Genomic DNA, 15,614 nt, shown 5'->3' with positions numbered 1-15,614 from the left:
CCCGGGGCATCCGCTCCGGGGCTCAAGCTAAAATTCCTGAACAAGTTCAGCGCTCGTCACCGACCGTGGCGGGCGCTGAAACTTTGTTGCACCGCGCCGAAGATAGCGGCATTCTGCGCCCGCGAATTTGTTCCGGGGCTGGGTGCAGATGAAACGCAAGATCGCGGCGATTTTCGCAGCCGATATTGCCGGTTACTCGAGGCTGGTCGCGGAGGACGAAGAGGAGACGCTGCGGCGTCTCGCCTCCTATCGCGAGGTCGTCGACGATTTCATCGCCAAGGCGGGCGGGCGCATCTTCAACACGGCGGGCGATGCCGTGCTCGCGGAATTTCCGAGCGCGGTGGATGCGGTGCGCTGCGCGATCGACATCCAGGAGTCCTTGCGAACCCGCAACATGGCCTATCCACCGAGCCGCCAGATGTCGTTCCGCATCGGCATCACCATCGGCGACGTGGTCGAGCGCGACGGCGATCTGCTGGGCGACGGCGTCAACATCGCGGCCCGGCTCGAGGGCCTCGCCGAGGTCGGCGGAATCTGCGTCTCCCGCGCGGTGCACGAGCAGGTCGCCAACAAGCTCTCAGTGCAGTTCGCCGATATCGGCGCGCAAGAGGTCAAGAACATCCCGACGCCCGTGCACGCCTACATGGTGGCGATGCGGCGCGAGGACGGCACCTACGCCAAGCCGCAGCTGAAGAAGGCGAGTGCGAAGCTCGCCGCCGCGCCGGTGTGGATGTGGCCACTCGTGGTCGCCGTCGTCTCGATCGTCGCCATCGTTGTCTCGGGCTTCCTCTACAACACCAAGCTCAAGCAGACGGCGAACGCCGCATCGACGCCGGCGGTCACACCCAGTGCCGTGCCGAGCGCAACGCCGACTGCGACGGCCGCGTCGCCGAGCCCAACGCCGACCCAGATTGCAAAGGCGCCGATGGCCCGGATGGCGCCATCGAACGCCGGCGCTGCGATGGCGCCGATGCCGGCGCCGGCGCCGTCACCATCCGCCGCGCCGATGACGGGCAAGTTTGCCGCCGACAGCGTGCCTTTCATCAACGAGCGCATCCGCAATTACCTCGCCGGCGATTATTCGGCCGCTGGCGACTACAAGGCCTTCGCGCTCAATATCGGCGGCTTCACCGGCTCGGTGTTGAACCAGCCGAGCGAGGAGGCTGCGCGCAACGGCGCGATCGAGCAGTGCCAGAAACGCGCCGATGCGGCACAATCGCCACGGCGCTGCGAGCTCTATGCGGTCGGCAACAACGTCGTCTACGCCCACGGCAAGCCGCCGATGCCGCCGGCGCCGTACTTCCGGCATGACGCCATGACCGAACGGGCCTTCGCGTCGAAGGATTTTCCGATCGTGCGCGAACAGCAAAAGGTGCGGCTCGAGAACATGTTCGTGCCGGCGGCGAAATCCCGATCGGTCGCACTCGGCCCGGGCGGACAATATTTCATGGTGCTCGGTGCAGCCTCCGCCGAGGATGCGGCGCGGCGTTCGCTGGAATCGTGCGGCGCCATCGCCGGCGTCGCCTGCATGATCGTCGCGGTCGACGACAATTTCGTCGTGCCGATCCCGGCCCTGTTCAGGATCACCGGCTTCTTCCATGCCGCCAGCAATCCTTCGATCGTCGCCGACGCCCGCGACGACGTCGTGCGCAAGCTCGGCGATGCCATGGGCTGGAATGCGGTTGCGGTCGGTACCGCCGGCCGCCCGGGTCTCGGCCTGAAGGCCGCCGACGAGCAGACCGCCGTCAATGCCGCACTCGGCGAGTGCGCCAAGCGCGACAGCGATTGCCACGTCATTGCCATCGGCCCGTTCACGGTGGGACCGACGAATTAGGACTTGCCTGGATCAGCCCCGACTAGCGCGCCAGCGGAGGTGCGTTCCCTTTCCCCCCTTGCGGGGGAGAGAGCGGTGCCTCCCTTACACGCACCCCCGACAAAAAGATCTCTAATGATTTCAACCCCCGCTCTACTGTGCATGGGGTTGTTTTCGCAGGCTCAGTTTCCGAACGGCGCAAACTCTCGTGCCACGGCGCGATAGACCTCGCGCCGGAACGGCACCACGAGGTCGGCAACGCGGTCGAGCCGCTCCCAGCGCCAGGCGTCGAATTCGGCGGGCTGGTCGTTGCGCGGTGTCAGCGGATCGATCTCGTCGTCCTTGCCGGTGAAGCGCAGCGCGAACCATTTTTGGCGCTGGCCGCGGAATTTTGCCAGGCGATGCGTCTGCGGTCCGTCATAGGGCGGAAATTCGTAGGTGAACCAGTCGGTCTCGCCGAGATAGTCGGCGCTGACGACGCTGGTCTCCTCCCACAGTTCGCGCATCGCCGCATCGCGCAGGTTCTCGCCCTCGTCGACACCGCCCTGCGGCATCTGCCAGTCGAGGCCGGGCAGGACGATCTCGGGCCCGTCGCCCTTGAAGCGGTGGCCGATCAGCACGCGGCCGTCGGCATTGAACAGCGCGATGCCGACGTTGGGGCGGTAGGGTTTTTCGTTGGTCATCTCAGTCATTCCGGGGCGCGCAAAGCGCGAGCCCGGAATCCATAACCACAGGCCGCCGTCGGTTGAAAGCTCGTGGTTGCCATCCGTGGCAAAACTACTCCCTGGGGTTATGGGTCCCCGCCTTCGCGGGGACGACGACCGAGGGCGCGACGACTGATCTAGTCGTCCGCCAGCGCGGAAAATTCCTGCACCACGCGCTCGTAGACCGGGCGCTTGAACGGGATGATCAGCCCGGGGAGGTTCTTCATCGGCTCCCAGCGCCAGCTCACGAATTCGGCCTTGTGGCCGCCGCCGCCGGGCTTCTCGACATTGATCTCGCTGTCCTTGCCGGTGAAGCGCACTGCGTACCATTTCTGGCGCTGGCCGCGATAGCGGCCCTTCCAGGCGCGGCCCGCCACCGTGCGCGGAATGTCGTAGGTGAGCCAGTCCGGAACCTCGCCGAGCCGCTCGACCGAGCGCACGCTGGTTTCCTCATAGAGCTCGCGGCGCGCGGCCTCCCAGGTGTCCTCGCCGGGATCGACGCCGCCTTGCGGCATCTGCCAGACATGGCTGTCGTCGACATGCTCGACGCCGCCGGCGCGGCGGCCGATGAACACCAGTCCCTTTGGGTTGATCAGCATCACACCGACGCAGGTCCGGTAGGGCAGATCCTCGTAACGCGCCATTCCGCCAGACCTCTCCGCGTGCTGTCGGTAGGGCTCGAACAGGCCCCGCCGACCTCGTGCCGTACCAATCCGTTGATTTAGCTGGATTTTGATTTCAGCATCACGGTTGTCAATGGCACCAAAAGGATACCTCGGTCGCTCAATGTCCGGGTCCAGGCACTGATGCGCTCGATCGAGACAGGCAGGGCCGAGGCGGTGCCGATTGCGGCGCCGCGCTCGCGCGCTGCCGCTTCGAGCTTGTTGAGGGCGCGGTCGATCTCGGTCGGGGTCGGCACCGCGTCGATCGCGATGTCGCCCTTGCCGAACGGCATCGCCTGGCTCCCGGCGGCCTGCGGCGCGATGCTGCGCGGCGAGGAGCCGTCGTCGAAGAAGCCGAGACCGCGCTTGGCCGCCTCGCGGATGACCGGCTGCATCGCCGCGTCCGTCGCGATGAAGCGGGCGCCCATGAAATTGGTGATGCCGGCATAGCCCTGCATCCGGCTCAGGTGCCAGTACAGGCGGTCCATGTTCTGGTCGGTGGTGAGCGAGGTTAGCAGCGTCTGCGGCCCTGGATCGTTGTCCGGAAAGTCGTAGGGCTCCATCGGGATCTGGAGGAAGATCTCGTGGCGCTGGGCGCGGGCGCGTTCGGCGAGCTTGCCGGGATCGGCGCCGTAGGGCGTGAAGGCCAGCGTCACCGCGGCCGGCAGCTTCATGATCGCATCGGTGGTTTTTGCCGCGCCGACGCCGAGGCCGCCGATCACGATCGCGACCACCGGCATCTTGGCGGCCTTGGCGCGATCGGCGTCCGCCGCATAGACGTTGAACGGCTTCAGATCGCCGGCGACCACGGGGATCATGCCGTAGCGCGACTTCTCCAGCAGCTTCGTGTCGATCCCCGCCATGACGGGCGGCGGGGCTGATGCGGCCGCCGCGTCACCCTTGTCCGCGGCATCGCCGGCGCCGATCACGACGTCACGGCGCGCGCCGGTGGAGCCGTCGATCATGGTGACGGTCTTCTGCTCGCCCGCCGGCTTCGCCGCTTCCTTGGTCTCATGCTTGCTCGTCTGGGCCTGATCCTGCCCATGACCGGAGGCGACCGGCTTCTCGTCGGTCGCTTTGGGCTCGCGGATCGCGATCCGCGTCATCGGCTCGCCGCCGAGCGGATCCTTGTTGAAGATGGCGAAACCGGCGAAGGTGACGAGGAACAGGCCGAGCATGACGGCGAGGAGCTGCATAGCCGTGAACGGCAGCCGCAGCCGGCGTTTGCGGCGCGGCTTGTCCTGTCCGAGCGGGGCGCTCAGATCATCGGCCGTTTCAGTCATGCGAGATCCCGAATCACTCACCCCGACGATACCACGCCGGGGTCAAGTGGCGGCAGGCCGGGAGAGGCCGGGGGGCGTGATCGAATCGGATGGAGGTACGCCCCTCTCCCGCAAGCGGGAGAGGTGAGGAAGCGCCGCTCTTCCGGAGCCGCGGACCTGAGTTCCAAAGCAAAAAGGGCGGCTCTGGGAGCCGCCCTTTTCTTTGGATCGCTTGATGCGCTGCCTTAGTTCACCGACTTAGTTCGCGGCCTTGGGCCTGTCGGCCGTCGCCTTGTTGTCGCCGCCCGGCGTCGGCGCTGCGGAGGCGCTGTTCTTGATGCCGTGGAGCAGATCGTCGGCGAGCTTGAGCGCCTTGTCGTCCTTGGCGTCCGGCGGGACGTAGGACTGCGAGCCGGTCTTCTCGTCGCCGTCGTTCTTGAGATGGCCGCGCAGCGAAGCCTCGCCCTTGGTGTCGGTGCGCGACTTCAGCTCGTCCGGCACGTCCTGGAGCACTTCGATGTCGGGCACGATACCCTTGGCCTGGATCGACTTGCCCGACGGCGTGTAGTAGCGCGCCGTGGTCAGGCGCAGCGCGCCGTTGCCCGAGCCGAGCGGGATGATGGTCTGCACCGAGCCCTTGCCGAACGAGCGCGTGCCGACGATGGTCGCGCGCTTGTGGTCCTGCAGCGCGCCGGCGACGATTTCCGACGCCGAGGCCGAGCCGCCATTGACCAGCACGATGACCGGCTTGCCCTTGGTGAGGTCGCCCGCATGCGCGGTGCGGCGCTGGGTCTCCTCGGCATTGCGGCCGCGGGTCGAGACGATCTCGCCCTTCTCCAGGAACGAGTCGGAGACGGTGACCGCTTCCTCGAGCAGGCCGCCCGGGTTGTTGCGGAGGTCGATGATGTAGCCCTTGAGCTTGTCGCCGATCTGATTCGAGAGGTTGGCGACCTCGCGCTTCAGGCCTTCGGTGGTCTGCTCGTTGAAGGTGGTGATGCGGATGTAGGCGATGTCGTCGGCCTCGATGCGGGCGCGCACCGAGCGGACACGGATGTTGTCGCGCACCAGCGTGACGTCGATCGGATTGTCCTGGCCCTTGCGGATGATCTTCAGCTTGATCTTGGTGTTGACCGGACCGCGCATCTTCTCGACCGCCTGGTTCAGGGTCAGGCCCTGCACCGCCTCGTCGTCGAGATTGGTGATGATGTCGTTGGCCATGATACCGGCGCGCGAGGCGGGCGTGTCGTCGATCGGCGAGACCACCTTGATCAGGCCGTCTTCCATCGTGACCTCGATGCCAAGACCGCCGAACTCACCGCGGGTCTGCACCTGCATGTCGCGGAAGCTCTTGGCGTCCATGTAGCTCGAATGCGGATCGAGGCCGGTGAGCATGCCGCTGATGGCGGATTCAATCAGCTTGGTGTCATCGGGCTTCTCGACATAGTCGGAGCGGACGCGCTCGAAGACGTCGCCGAAGAGGTTGAGCTGGCGATAGGTGTCCGCAGTCGCGGCTCGCGCGCTGGAGCCCATGAACACTGCGCGCGGCTGGGTAACGAACAGCGTCAGCGCCGCACCGGTGGCCGCGCTGAGGAGAATAACTGAAGTCTTGCGCATCATCCGCGAACCTTCTCGCCTTCATTTGCGGCCCACCATGGGCCTGGATCGATTGGAGTGCCGTCTTTGCGGAACTCGACATACAGCACAGGTTGACTCGCGTTCGTGGCGAGAATGGAGGCGACTTGAGAGGTCGACCCCATGGTCGCGACTGGCTCCCCCGTGAGCACAAACTGTCCGATGTTTACCGAAATGCGCTCCATCCCGGCGATCAGGACATGATACCCGCCCCCGGCATTGAGGATCAAGAGTTGTCCATAGCTGCGGAATGGGCCGGAATAGACCACCCAGCCGTCACACGGCGTTGTGACCTGGGAGCCGGGCTTGGTGGCCAGGGAAATGCCCTTCTGGACCCCGCCGACCCCGTCGGAACCGCCAAAGTCCCTGATCTTGTTACCGTTAACCGGAAGCGGCAGGAGCCCCTTGGCCGACGCGAAGGCAATCGCAGGGGTGGTCCGGGAGCGGTCCTTGAAAGCGCCAGGGCCGGACTTTGCGCTGGCATTGGCGCTGGCGGCTGCCTTGGCCTCCGCTTGCCTTGCGGCCTCGGCTGCCTTCTCGGCGGCCTTGGCGGCGCTCTGCAGGTCCTGCTCCATCTTGGTGATCAGCCCCTGGAGATCGCCGACCTGTCTTGAAAGCGCGATGGCACGCGAGCTCTCGGCATCGAGGTCCTTTTCGCGCGAGGCCTGCTGGCGCTGCCGCTCGTCGATCAGGGCGGCGAGGCGGGTCTGGTCGTTCCTGACCCTGTCGCGGTCGGAGGCGAGCTGGTCGCGCTCGCTCGCGATGGTCTTGCGCAGCGCCACGAGCTCGCCGAGTTCGCTGGCGATCTTCTCCGCGCGGCCGCGTAATTCCGGCACAACCGCGCCGAGCAGCATCGCCGTGCGCAATGATTGCAGCGCATCCTCGGGCCGTACCAGCAGGGCCGGCGGCGTGCGCCGGCCGGCGCGCTGCAACGCCGCCAGCACCTCGACGATGTCGGCGCGGCGCGAATCGAGCGAGGAGCGCATCTCCTGCTCGCGACCGCTCAACGTGCGCAGCCGCGCTTCGGCCTCGTCGATCTTGGTCTCGACGGTGCGCACATTGGCGGCGGTATCGATCAATTGCTGATTGAGCTGGGTGCGGTCCTGGCCGAGCGAGGAGATCTCGGCCTTGAGCTTGGCCTGCGCCTCCTCCGCGCTCTTCTGCCTTGCGCGCGCGGCCTCGAGCTCCTGCTCGCGCTGCTTGATCGCGTCGGGCGAGACCGCCGCGGTCTGCGGCGCCGGCGCTGCGGTCTGAGCTTGCGCGAGGCTTATGCAAGCTTGCGCGAGGCTTGCGCCCGAGACGCTCGCAATCAGCAGCAGGTTAAGGGCAGGCGCTCGCATCGCGTTAGGCAAAGGTGCTCGTTGTGGCGCGCGTCACGCGCGGTGATAGGGATGGCCGGCCAGGATGGTGGCGGCCCGATAAAGCTGTTCCAGAAGCATGACGCGGACCATTTGATGCGGCCAGGTCGCAGCGCCGAACGCGATCGCGAGCTTGGCCTTACGGCGCAATTCGGGCGAAAGTCCGTCGGCCCCCCCGATCACGAAGATAGTATGACCGGCACCTTCGTCGCGCCAGCGCCCGAGATGCCGTGCGAATACGGTGGAGTCGAGATTCTGGCCGCGCTCGTCCAGCGCCACCAGGATCGATTTTTCGGGAACATGCGCGGAGATCGCCGCGGCCTCTTCGGCCATCCGTGTCGCGGCGTCGCGCGCGCGGCTTTCGGGGATTTCGTGGATGCTGAGCTCGCGGAATCCGAGCTTGCGACCGGCTTCGTCGAACCGCTCGAAATAGCGGTCGGCAAGCTCCCGTTCGGGGCCCTGCTTCAGCCGGCCCACCGCAATGACAGCAACGCGCATGATATCTTCAGAGTCGTTTTCGAGACCGCGCGCAGGTTGCGCGCGCACGACGCTAACATGCGCGTCAGCCGATTCGAAATCGGCTCGGTGAGCCTAGATCGCTTTCGCCGCCCCTGGGCCCTGCGTGTACAACCGCTCAAGGTTGTAGAACTCGCGGACCTCGGGTCTGAACACGTGCACGATCACATCGCCGGAATCGATCAGCACCCAGTCGCAATTGGGCAAGCCCTCGACATGGACGCTCTTGATGCCGTTTTCCTTGAGGCCCTTCGTGACGTTGTCCGCGATCGCGCCGACGTGCCGGTTCACCCGGCCGGTGGTGACGATCATGTAGTCGGAGTACGCCGATTTGCCGCGAAGGTCGATGGTGACCGTCTCTTCCGCCTTCATATCCTCGAGGCGGGAGAGGATCAGGCTCAGCGTCTTGTCGGCGTCGGGTTGCGCCTGCAAGGCCGCTTTGGTCGATGTTTTACGCGTAGGCTTGGCAACCTTGGGTAAAACAGACTTGGACAATACAGATGTGGTCAGGGACCATTCCTTTCACTGTATCGCGAACGCCGAATCCGGCGCCCACCGGTTACACTACATCATGTGGGGTTAAGGGTTTCAATATGCCAGACAGCCCCAAGCCCCACGCCGCTCCACACACGCCCTCTCACGTGGTTCCCTTCCAGCTCCCGTCCGGGTTCCGCAGGCCCGTTGAGGAGAGATTAAGCTTCAAACCGGTCAGAAAGACCCAGGCCGGCGCAGGCCGGTCCGCGAGCAATGCCGCCTTTTCCTCGGGCAGGCGGTAGCGCGCCAGGGCCCTGGCGGCGGGCGAGGCGAGGGCACGAAAACTCTTCGGCGGACGATCGATCACTGCCATCGGCACCTGGGCAGCGATGCGCCGCCAGTCCTGCCAACGATGGAATTGAGCGAGATTATCGGCGCCCATAATCCAGACAAAGCGCAGGCCCGAGAAGCGGCGGCGCAAGGTGTTGATCGTGTCGATAGTATAGCGGGTACGAATGACGGATTCGAGACAGCTCACCTCGATCCGCGGGTCATCAGCGACGTCGCGCGCGGCCTGCATGCGCTCGCCGAGCTCATGCAGATTGCCGTTCTCCTTGAGCGGATTGCCGGGGGTCACCAGCCACCAGACACGATCGAGTTGCAATCGCGTCAACGCGAAGCGGCTGATTGCGCGATGGGCCTGATGCGGCGGATTGAACGAGCCGCCGAGCAGGCCGATGCGCATGCCCTCGGTGTGGGGCGGGACCGCTTGCGCCACGAAACGCGGCACGACGAAATTGTTGCTCAATGCCCGCCCTGCGACTTTACGGCCGCGTCTGCCCGGTGCCGTGAACGCGATACTTGAAGCTCGTGAGTTGCTCGGCGCCGACCGGGCCACGGGCATGGAAGCGACCGGTGGCGATGCCGATCTCGGCGCCGAAGCCGAACTCGCCGCCATCGGCGAACTGCGTCGAGGCGTTGTGCAGCACGATCGCGGAATCGACCTCGCTGAGGAATTTTTTCGCAGCAACCTCATCCGCGCTCACGATCGCGTCGGTGTGGTGCGAGCCGTGATTCTGGATATGTGCGATCGCGCCGTCGACGCCGTCCACGACCTTCGCCGCGATGATCGCGTCGAGATACTCCGTATCCCAATCGTCATCGCTGGCAGGCTTGACACGCGCGTCGGCTTTTTGAACGGCATCGTCGCCGCGCACTTCACAGCCGGCCTCGAGCAGCATCTCGACCAGCGGCTTCAGATTTGTGCCGGCAGCGGCGCGATCGACCAGCAGCGTTTCGGCCGCACCGCAGACGCCGGTGCGGCGCATCTTGGCGTTGAGCACGATCGACTTCGCCATGGCGAGGTCGGCGCTGGCATCGATATAGACGTGGTTGACGCCTTCGAGATGCGCGAATACCGGCACGCGCGCTTCCTGCTCGACGCGCGCGACGAGGCTCTTGCCGCCGCGCGGCACGATCACGTCGATGGCGCCGTTCAATCCTGACAGCATCATGCCGACCGCCGCGCGGTCGCGCGTCGGCACCAGCGTGATCGCAGCTTCGGGCAGGCCGGCGTCGCGCAGGCCCTGCACCAGGCAGTCATGGATCGCGCGGCAGGAACGGAAACTGTCGGAGCCGCCGCGCAGGATCACGGCATTGCCGGACTTCAGGCACAGCACGCCGGCATCCGCCGCAACGTTCGGCCGGCTTTCGAAGATCACGCCGACGACGCCGAGCGGCACGCGCACGCGCTCGATGGTCATGCCGTTCGGCCGCTGCCAGCTCTCGGTGACGATCCCGATCGGATCGGCGATGCCGCGCACGATGCCGATGCCCTCGGCCATCGACTCCACGCGCGCCGGCGTCAGCGTCAGGCGATCGATGAAGGAGGCGGTCATGTTGCTCGACGCGCGGGCTTCGGCGACGTCCTCGGCGTTGGCGGCGAGGATCGCGGCGGAGTTCGCGCGGATCGCCCGCTCCATGGCTTCCAGAGCCCGGTTCTTCTGCTCCGGCGGCGCCAGCGCCAGCACGCGCGCGGCGGTGCGGGCACGGGTGGCGAGATCGGACATCAGCGCCTGGAGGTCGGCATTGCCGTCAACGGCTTTGAGGGGGGCGGCCATGGGGGTCAAAACCTTCTGCTAAGGCGGTGTCCTAGCACGGAAATCCCGCTTTTGCGAAGGGCGGGGAGGGTATGGCTGGGCTTCGGAACGCGGGTTCGGGCCTCGGCCACTGGCCCAGCCGCGGCGTCATGGCCGGGCTTGACCCGGCCATCCACGCACCACCTACGCCGTCATTCCGGGATGGTCCGAAGGACCAGGACCTCAGATGCGCAATTGCGCACCGGGGAATCTCGAGATTCCGGGTTCGGTGCTAGCGCACCGCCCCGGAATGACGGAGGCGGCCTTACCCGCCCACCACCAGATCGTCGCGGTGGATCATCTCCGACCGTCCGCTGATGCCGAGGATGGCCATCACGTCCGGAGAGGAGCGGCCCTTGATCCGCTCGGCATCGTCGGCGTCATAGGCGATCAGGCCGCGGCCGACCTCGCTGGTATCGGGGCCACGCACGATCACGGCGTCGCCGCGGGCGAACTGGCCCTCGACCTTGATCACGCCGGCCGGCAGCAGGCTGGCGCCGGCACGCAGCGCCGCGACCGCGCCGGCGTCGATGGTCAGCGTACCCTTCGGCTCCAGCGAGCCCGCGATCCAGCGCTTTCGCGAGGTGATGGGATTGGCCGGCGTCAGGAACCAGGTGCAGCGGCCGCCATTGGCGATCGCCTGCAAGGGATGCTCGATCTTGCCGGAGGCGATCAGCATATGCGTGCCGCCGGTGGTCGCGATCTTGGCGGCCTCGACCTTGGTGCGCATGCCGCCGCGCGACAGCTCGGACTCGGCGTCTCCCGCCACCGCCTCGATCTCGGAGGAGATGCTTTCCACCACTGGAATCAGTTTTGCGTTCGGATTGTTCTTCGGCGGGGCGTCGTAGAGCCCGTCGATGTCGGACAGCAGCACCAGGAGGTCCGCGCTCGCCATGGTGGCGACGCGCGCGGCGAGGCGGTCGTTGTCGCCGTAGCGGATCTCGTTGGTGGCGACGGTGTCGTTCTCGTTGATGACAGGGATCGCGCGCCATTCCAGCAGCTTGCCGATGGTGGAGCGGGCGTTGAGATAGCGGCGGCGCTCCTCGGTGTCCTGCAGCGTCACCAAAATCTGCCCGGCCCCGATGCCATGCGCCCCGAGCACCTCCGACCAGATCCGCGCCAGCGCGATCTGGCCGACGGCGGCTGCGGCCTGGCTCTCCTCCAGCTTCAGCGTGCCGCGCGGCAGCTTGAGCCGGCTGCGGCCGAGCGCGATCGAGCCCGAGGACACCACGAGCACGTCGCGGCCCTCGCGGTGCAGCTTGGCCATGTCGTCGGCGAGCGCGGCGAGCCACGAGGCCCGCACCTCGCCCTTGTCGGAATCGACCAGCAGCGCGGAGCCGACCTTGACGACGATGCGGCGGAATTGACTGAGTTCGGGGCTGGCCATGTGGGTATGTGCTGGCGCGTGTAACGAATTGCTCGGGAAACGGCGGAGCGACGGGCGGCGCCGATGAGCCCTGCTTTTGCAGCAGGATGGTGACCGGCGCAAGGCGGCCAGAATGGTAAACGGCGAAGGTCCGCGCTGTCCTTGGGCCTTGTCTTGAGCGCCGGCCCGGCTCTAATGCCGCCAACCAATAATGGGCTGGGGAGGACACGTATGGATCGCCGCAAATTCATCGCCGGATGTATGGGCCTGCCGCTGCTGGCGCAGGCGGGCGAGGTGCAGGCGCAGGCCGGGCTGAGCAAGATCATCTTTCCCTTCGCGGCGGGAGCCGGCGGCGACACGCTGTGCCGGCTGATCGCGCAGGAGATGGCGCCGGTGTTGCAACGGACCATCGTGGTCGAGAACCGCACCGGCGGCGATGGCCTGATCGGCATCAAGGCGGTGAAGGGCGCAAGCCCCGACGGCAGCATGGTGCTGGTGACGACGGGGCCGACCATGTACCTGCTGCCGATGGTGGAGACGACACCGAGCTTCGACACGGCCAAGGATTTCATGCCGGTGTCGCTCCTGGCGCGGTTCGAATTCGCACTGGTGGTCAGTCCGGCGATGGACGTCGCCGATTTCAAGGGATTTGTCGCCTGGCTGAAGGCGCATCCGGACAAGGCCTCGTTCGGCGTGCCCAGCAACGGCACCATTCCGCATTTCATGGGCTCCAAGCTCGAGAAGGATCTCGGCATTCCGCTCACGCGCGTGCCCTATCGCGGCAGTGCGCCGATCCTCAACGATCTCGTCGGCGGCCACATTTCTTTTGGGATCACCACGCTGGCGGATGCGCTGCCGCAGCATCGCGCCAAGGGCGTGAAGATCATCGCGGTCTCGAGCGCCGAGCGTTCGCCATTCGCGCCTGACGTTCCGACGCTGAAGGAAAGCGGCATCGATCTCGTTGCCGACGCCTGGTACGGCATGTGGCTCCCCGCCGGCAGCCCGCCCGACTTCGCCAGCAAGCTCAGCGCGGCCGCAAGCGCCGCGCTCGCCAAGCCCGAGGTGAAGGAGAAGCTCACCGCGATCGGGCTGATCCCGGTCGGGAGCAGCGCGGATGGGCTATCGAAGGAGCTGGCCGCCAACACGGCCTTCTGGCAGCCGATCGTGAAGGCGACGGGGTACAAGATCGAGAATTAGAGCCCGATTTTAACTGAGGTGCTGCACATGACTCGGCGCTTGCTCGGTGCTGCCCGGTTATTTGCCAGCAATTATCAGATCGTCGTGTGCGACGATCCATTGAGCTCGCTTGGCAGCGAGGATGACTGGAACTGGGATGCTGCTAAATCCAAATGCGGCTTTGCCGGCGTTCCCGCGTTCCGGATGATCGGCACGGAAGCGGACCTCAACGATCATTGGATTGAGCTGATATCAAGCGATCAGCCGCCTTCGCCGGACGAATGGCAGCGGATTACCTGTGTGCATTTTCATTCCGGAAGCGGACGGATGCATGTCATGTCGGTGATCGACAATAATGCGGCAATCACTGCGGATGTCGAGCTGGGCGATTACGCAATCTATGTGGCCGGGCGAAATCTTGGAATCGATCAGTTGAATCTCGGCGAGAAGACGAAACTCTCGGACGCCGAAATCGCCGAGCGAAAGGATATCGAGTGGTACCGACTCTTTCTGATGCGGGGTAAGCCGGAATTTGAAGGGCACGTGGTTGATCGCTAGCTAGCCGGTGCTCTATTCCTTATCCCGAGGAGCGCGCTCCTGCGCGCGTCTCGAAGGATGGAAGGCCCGGCTGTCGCAGCGGGGTCTGCACGGTTCGAGACGGCGCTGTAGCGCCTCCTCACCATGAAGTCTACATCTTCGCGCGCTGGGCGATGCCGTCCTTGATCGCGGCGAGTTCGGCTTCGTCCCAGATGCCGATCAAGACCCCGCCCTTCACCTGCAGCTGGTTGTCCGCATAGTTCGCGATCTTCTCGCGCGGCGTGGTGATGTGGTCGTTCGGATGCAGCGCCCAGTCGAACAGCTCGGCCTGGAGCCGCGCGATGATCGCGGCGCATTCCGGATCGTCGCCGCGATCGACATATTCTTCTGGATCGGTTTCGAGGTCGTACAGCATCGGGCGGAAGCCGGAGGCGTGGATGTATTTCCAGCGGCCATCGAACACCATGAAAAGGCGGCAGCGCTCGATCGGCTGGTTCAGCTTCAACCGCACGTCCTGCATGGCGTAGTCGTATTCGGAGAACGCCACCTTGCGCCAATCCGTCGGCGTTGGCCCGCGCAGCAGCGGCAGCAGCGAGCGTCCCTCGAGGATGTGGCCCGGCACCTTACCGCCGAAATAATCGACGAAGGTCGGCGCGAGATCGATGCCTTCCACCAGCGCGTCGCTGCGAGTGCCGCGCGTGGCATCCGCCTCCTGCGAGGGATCGATGATGATCAGCGGAATCTTGGCCGACTGTTCGTGGAACAGATCCTTCTCGCCCATCCAGTGATCGCCGAGATAATCGCCGTGATCGGACGTGAACACGATCATGGTGGTGTCCAAGAGGCCGCGCGCCTCCAAAAACTTCATCAGCACGCCCATCTGGTCGTCGATCTGGGTGATCAGGCCCATATAGGTCGGGATCACCTTCTCTCTCGCCTCATCGCGCGCCATGTTGCGGGAGTAGCGCATGTCCATATAGGCGCCGAACACCGGATGCGGATTCTGCCGCTCGCGCTCGGAGCGGATCACTGGGATCATGTCATCGGTCGAATACATGCTGGCGTAAGGCTCGGGCGCGATGTAGGGCCAGTGCGGCTTGATGTAGGACAGATGCAGGCACCACGGCCGGCCGTCGGTCTCGGCTTCGGCGATGAAGTCCATCGCGCGCCGCGTCATGTAGGGCGTCTCGGAATGCTCGTCCGGCACGCGGGCGGCCTTGTCGGCGTGCACCAGCAGCCAGCCGTTCTGCAAGGAGCCGTCTTCCGCGGCGCCGGAATTGGCCCAGTGCTCCCAGGGATTTGTCGCCTCGAATCCTTGGCTGCGAAGATATTCGTCATATTTGGGCCGCGGCCGTCCGGTCGGATGCAGGCCGTCGTCGCGCTCATAGGGCTCGAAGCCGCATTCGGCGACGTGCACGCCGATGACCGATTCCGGGGGGATGCCGAGCGCCTTCATGCCTTCGAGGTCGGGCGCCATGTGGGTCTTGCCGACCAGCACGTTGCGGACGCCGATCTTCTTGAGATGATCGCCGAGCGTGGGCTCGCCGACCCGCAAGGGCCAGCCGTTCCAGTGCGAGCCATGCGAGCGCATGTAGCGGCCGGTGTAGAATGACATCCGCGACGGGCCGCAGATCGGCGACTGCACATAGGCCTTTGAGAACAGGACGCCGCGCCTGGCCATGGCGTCGATGTTCGGCGTCTTCAGCGTGGGATGGCCGGTGCAGCCGAGATAGTCATAGCGAAGCTGGTCGCACATGATCCAGAGAACGTTCTTCGCGCGCGCCATGCCTCGCCCCTGCATTTTCTTGATTGTTGGATGCTGCGCTATCGCAGGCGCGATGACAAGCCAGTGATGCGCGTGCCTGTGGCCATAAAACTCCACTGTCGTCCCTGCGAAAGCAGGGACCCATAATCCCAGGGAGTGGTTTGGCGAAGACTCGTCGAGCGGGACTAAAACCGTCCGCAACCGATGGATC

At 65.5% G+C, this 15,614-nt stretch carries 14 protein-coding genes; 3 read left to right on the top strand and 11 right to left on the bottom strand.

Features of this window, described 5'->3' with window-relative positions:
* Positions 1 to 148 precede the first annotated feature (148 nt).
* A complete protein-coding gene (locus tag BRAGE_RS0137720; protein ID WP_027561882.1) occupies positions 149 to 1,834 on the top strand; it encodes an adenylate/guanylate cyclase domain-containing protein in 1,686 nt (561 codons plus the stop codon).
* Between the two features lie 161 nt (positions 1,835 to 1,995).
* Here BRAGE_RS0137720 and BRAGE_RS0137715 read toward each other — a convergent pair whose 3' ends face one another.
* The 10 genes from BRAGE_RS0137715 to proB form a co-directional block, all read right to left on the bottom strand.
* Positions 1,996 to 2,496 (bottom strand): RNA pyrophosphohydrolase, encoded by a 501-nt coding sequence (locus BRAGE_RS0137715; RefSeq protein WP_027561883.1) that lies wholly within the window; start codon positions 2,494 to 2,496, stop codon positions 1,996 to 1,998.
* A gap of 158 nt (positions 2,497 to 2,654) precedes the next feature.
* Entirely contained in the window at positions 2,655 to 3,161 is a 507-nt protein-coding gene (locus BRAGE_RS0137710; protein WP_027561884.1) for an RNA pyrophosphohydrolase, read from the bottom strand.
* A gap of 77 nt (positions 3,162 to 3,238) precedes the next feature.
* The gene (locus BRAGE_RS0137705; protein ID WP_027561885.1) at positions 3,239 to 4,462 is read right to left on the bottom strand and encodes a divergent polysaccharide deacetylase family protein; all 1,224 of its coding nucleotides are present in this window, start codon (positions 4,460 to 4,462) and stop codon (positions 3,239 to 3,241) included.
* Positions 4,463 to 4,699: 237 nt separating this feature from the next.
* Positions 4,700 to 6,058 carry a S41 family peptidase gene (locus tag BRAGE_RS0137700; protein ID WP_027561886.1) on the bottom strand — a complete coding sequence of 453 codons (1,359 nt, stop codon included), beginning with the start codon at positions 6,056 to 6,058 and terminating at the stop codon, positions 4,700 to 4,702.
* Positions 6,055 to 7,413 (bottom strand): murein hydrolase activator EnvC family protein, encoded by a 1,359-nt coding sequence (locus BRAGE_RS0137695; protein ID WP_027561887.1) that lies wholly within the window; start codon positions 7,411 to 7,413, stop codon positions 6,055 to 6,057. The genes BRAGE_RS0137700 and BRAGE_RS0137695 overlap by 4 nt, the downstream gene beginning before the upstream one ends.
* Before the next feature lie 33 nt (positions 7,414 to 7,446).
* Positions 7,447 to 7,929 (bottom strand): 23S rRNA (pseudouridine(1915)-N(3))-methyltransferase RlmH, encoded by a 483-nt coding sequence (rlmH, locus tag BRAGE_RS0137690; protein WP_027561888.1) that lies wholly within the window; start codon positions 7,927 to 7,929, stop codon positions 7,447 to 7,449.
* Positions 7,930 to 8,022: 93 nt separating this feature from the next.
* Complete coding sequence (gene rsfS / locus BRAGE_RS0137685; RefSeq protein ID WP_027561889.1) at positions 8,023 to 8,379, bottom strand: ribosome silencing factor; 357 nt, start codon at positions 8,377 to 8,379, stop codon at positions 8,023 to 8,025.
* 205 nt (positions 8,380 to 8,584) lie between these two features.
* On the bottom strand, positions 8,585 to 9,229 hold the full coding sequence (locus tag BRAGE_RS0137680; protein ID WP_027561890.1) for a nicotinate-nucleotide adenylyltransferase: 645 nt from the start codon (positions 9,227 to 9,229) through the stop codon (positions 8,585 to 8,587).
* Between the two features lie 16 nt (positions 9,230 to 9,245).
* A complete protein-coding gene (locus tag BRAGE_RS0137675; RefSeq protein WP_027561891.1) occupies positions 9,246 to 10,541 on the bottom strand; it encodes a glutamate-5-semialdehyde dehydrogenase in 1,296 nt (431 codons plus the stop codon).
* A gap of 283 nt (positions 10,542 to 10,824) precedes the next feature.
* Positions 10,825 to 11,946: a glutamate 5-kinase gene (gene proB / locus BRAGE_RS0137670; protein ID WP_027561892.1), complete on the bottom strand. Its 1,122-nt coding sequence runs from the start codon at positions 11,944 to 11,946 to the stop codon at positions 10,825 to 10,827.
* Positions 11,947 to 12,156: 210 nt separating this feature from the next.
* Between proB and BRAGE_RS0137665 the strand changes: the two genes are divergently transcribed.
* Positions 12,157 to 13,122 carry a Bug family tripartite tricarboxylate transporter substrate binding protein gene (locus tag BRAGE_RS0137665; protein ID WP_027561893.1) on the top strand — a complete coding sequence of 322 codons (966 nt, stop codon included), beginning with the start codon at positions 12,157 to 12,159 and terminating at the stop codon, positions 13,120 to 13,122.
* A 27-nt stretch (positions 13,123 to 13,149) separates the two neighbouring features.
* On the top strand, positions 13,150 to 13,659 hold the full coding sequence (locus BRAGE_RS0137660; RefSeq protein ID WP_028146487.1) for a hypothetical protein: 510 nt from the start codon (positions 13,150 to 13,152) through the stop codon (positions 13,657 to 13,659).
* A gap of 130 nt (positions 13,660 to 13,789) precedes the next feature.
* Here the strand turns inward: BRAGE_RS0137660 and BRAGE_RS0137655 are convergent, their stop codons facing one another.
* Positions 13,790 to 15,424, bottom strand: a complete 1,635-nt coding sequence (locus BRAGE_RS0137655) for an alkaline phosphatase family protein (protein ID WP_027561895.1) — start codon at positions 15,422 to 15,424, stop codon at positions 13,790 to 13,792.
* Positions 15,425 to 15,614 lie beyond the last annotated feature (190 nt).

Source organism: Bradyrhizobium genosp. SA-4 str. CB756 (assembly GCF_000473125.1).
Taxonomy (GTDB): domain Bacteria; phylum Pseudomonadota; class Alphaproteobacteria; order Rhizobiales; family Xanthobacteraceae; genus Bradyrhizobium; species Bradyrhizobium arachidis.
This window is presented reverse-complemented; position numbering and strand designations above follow the sequence as displayed.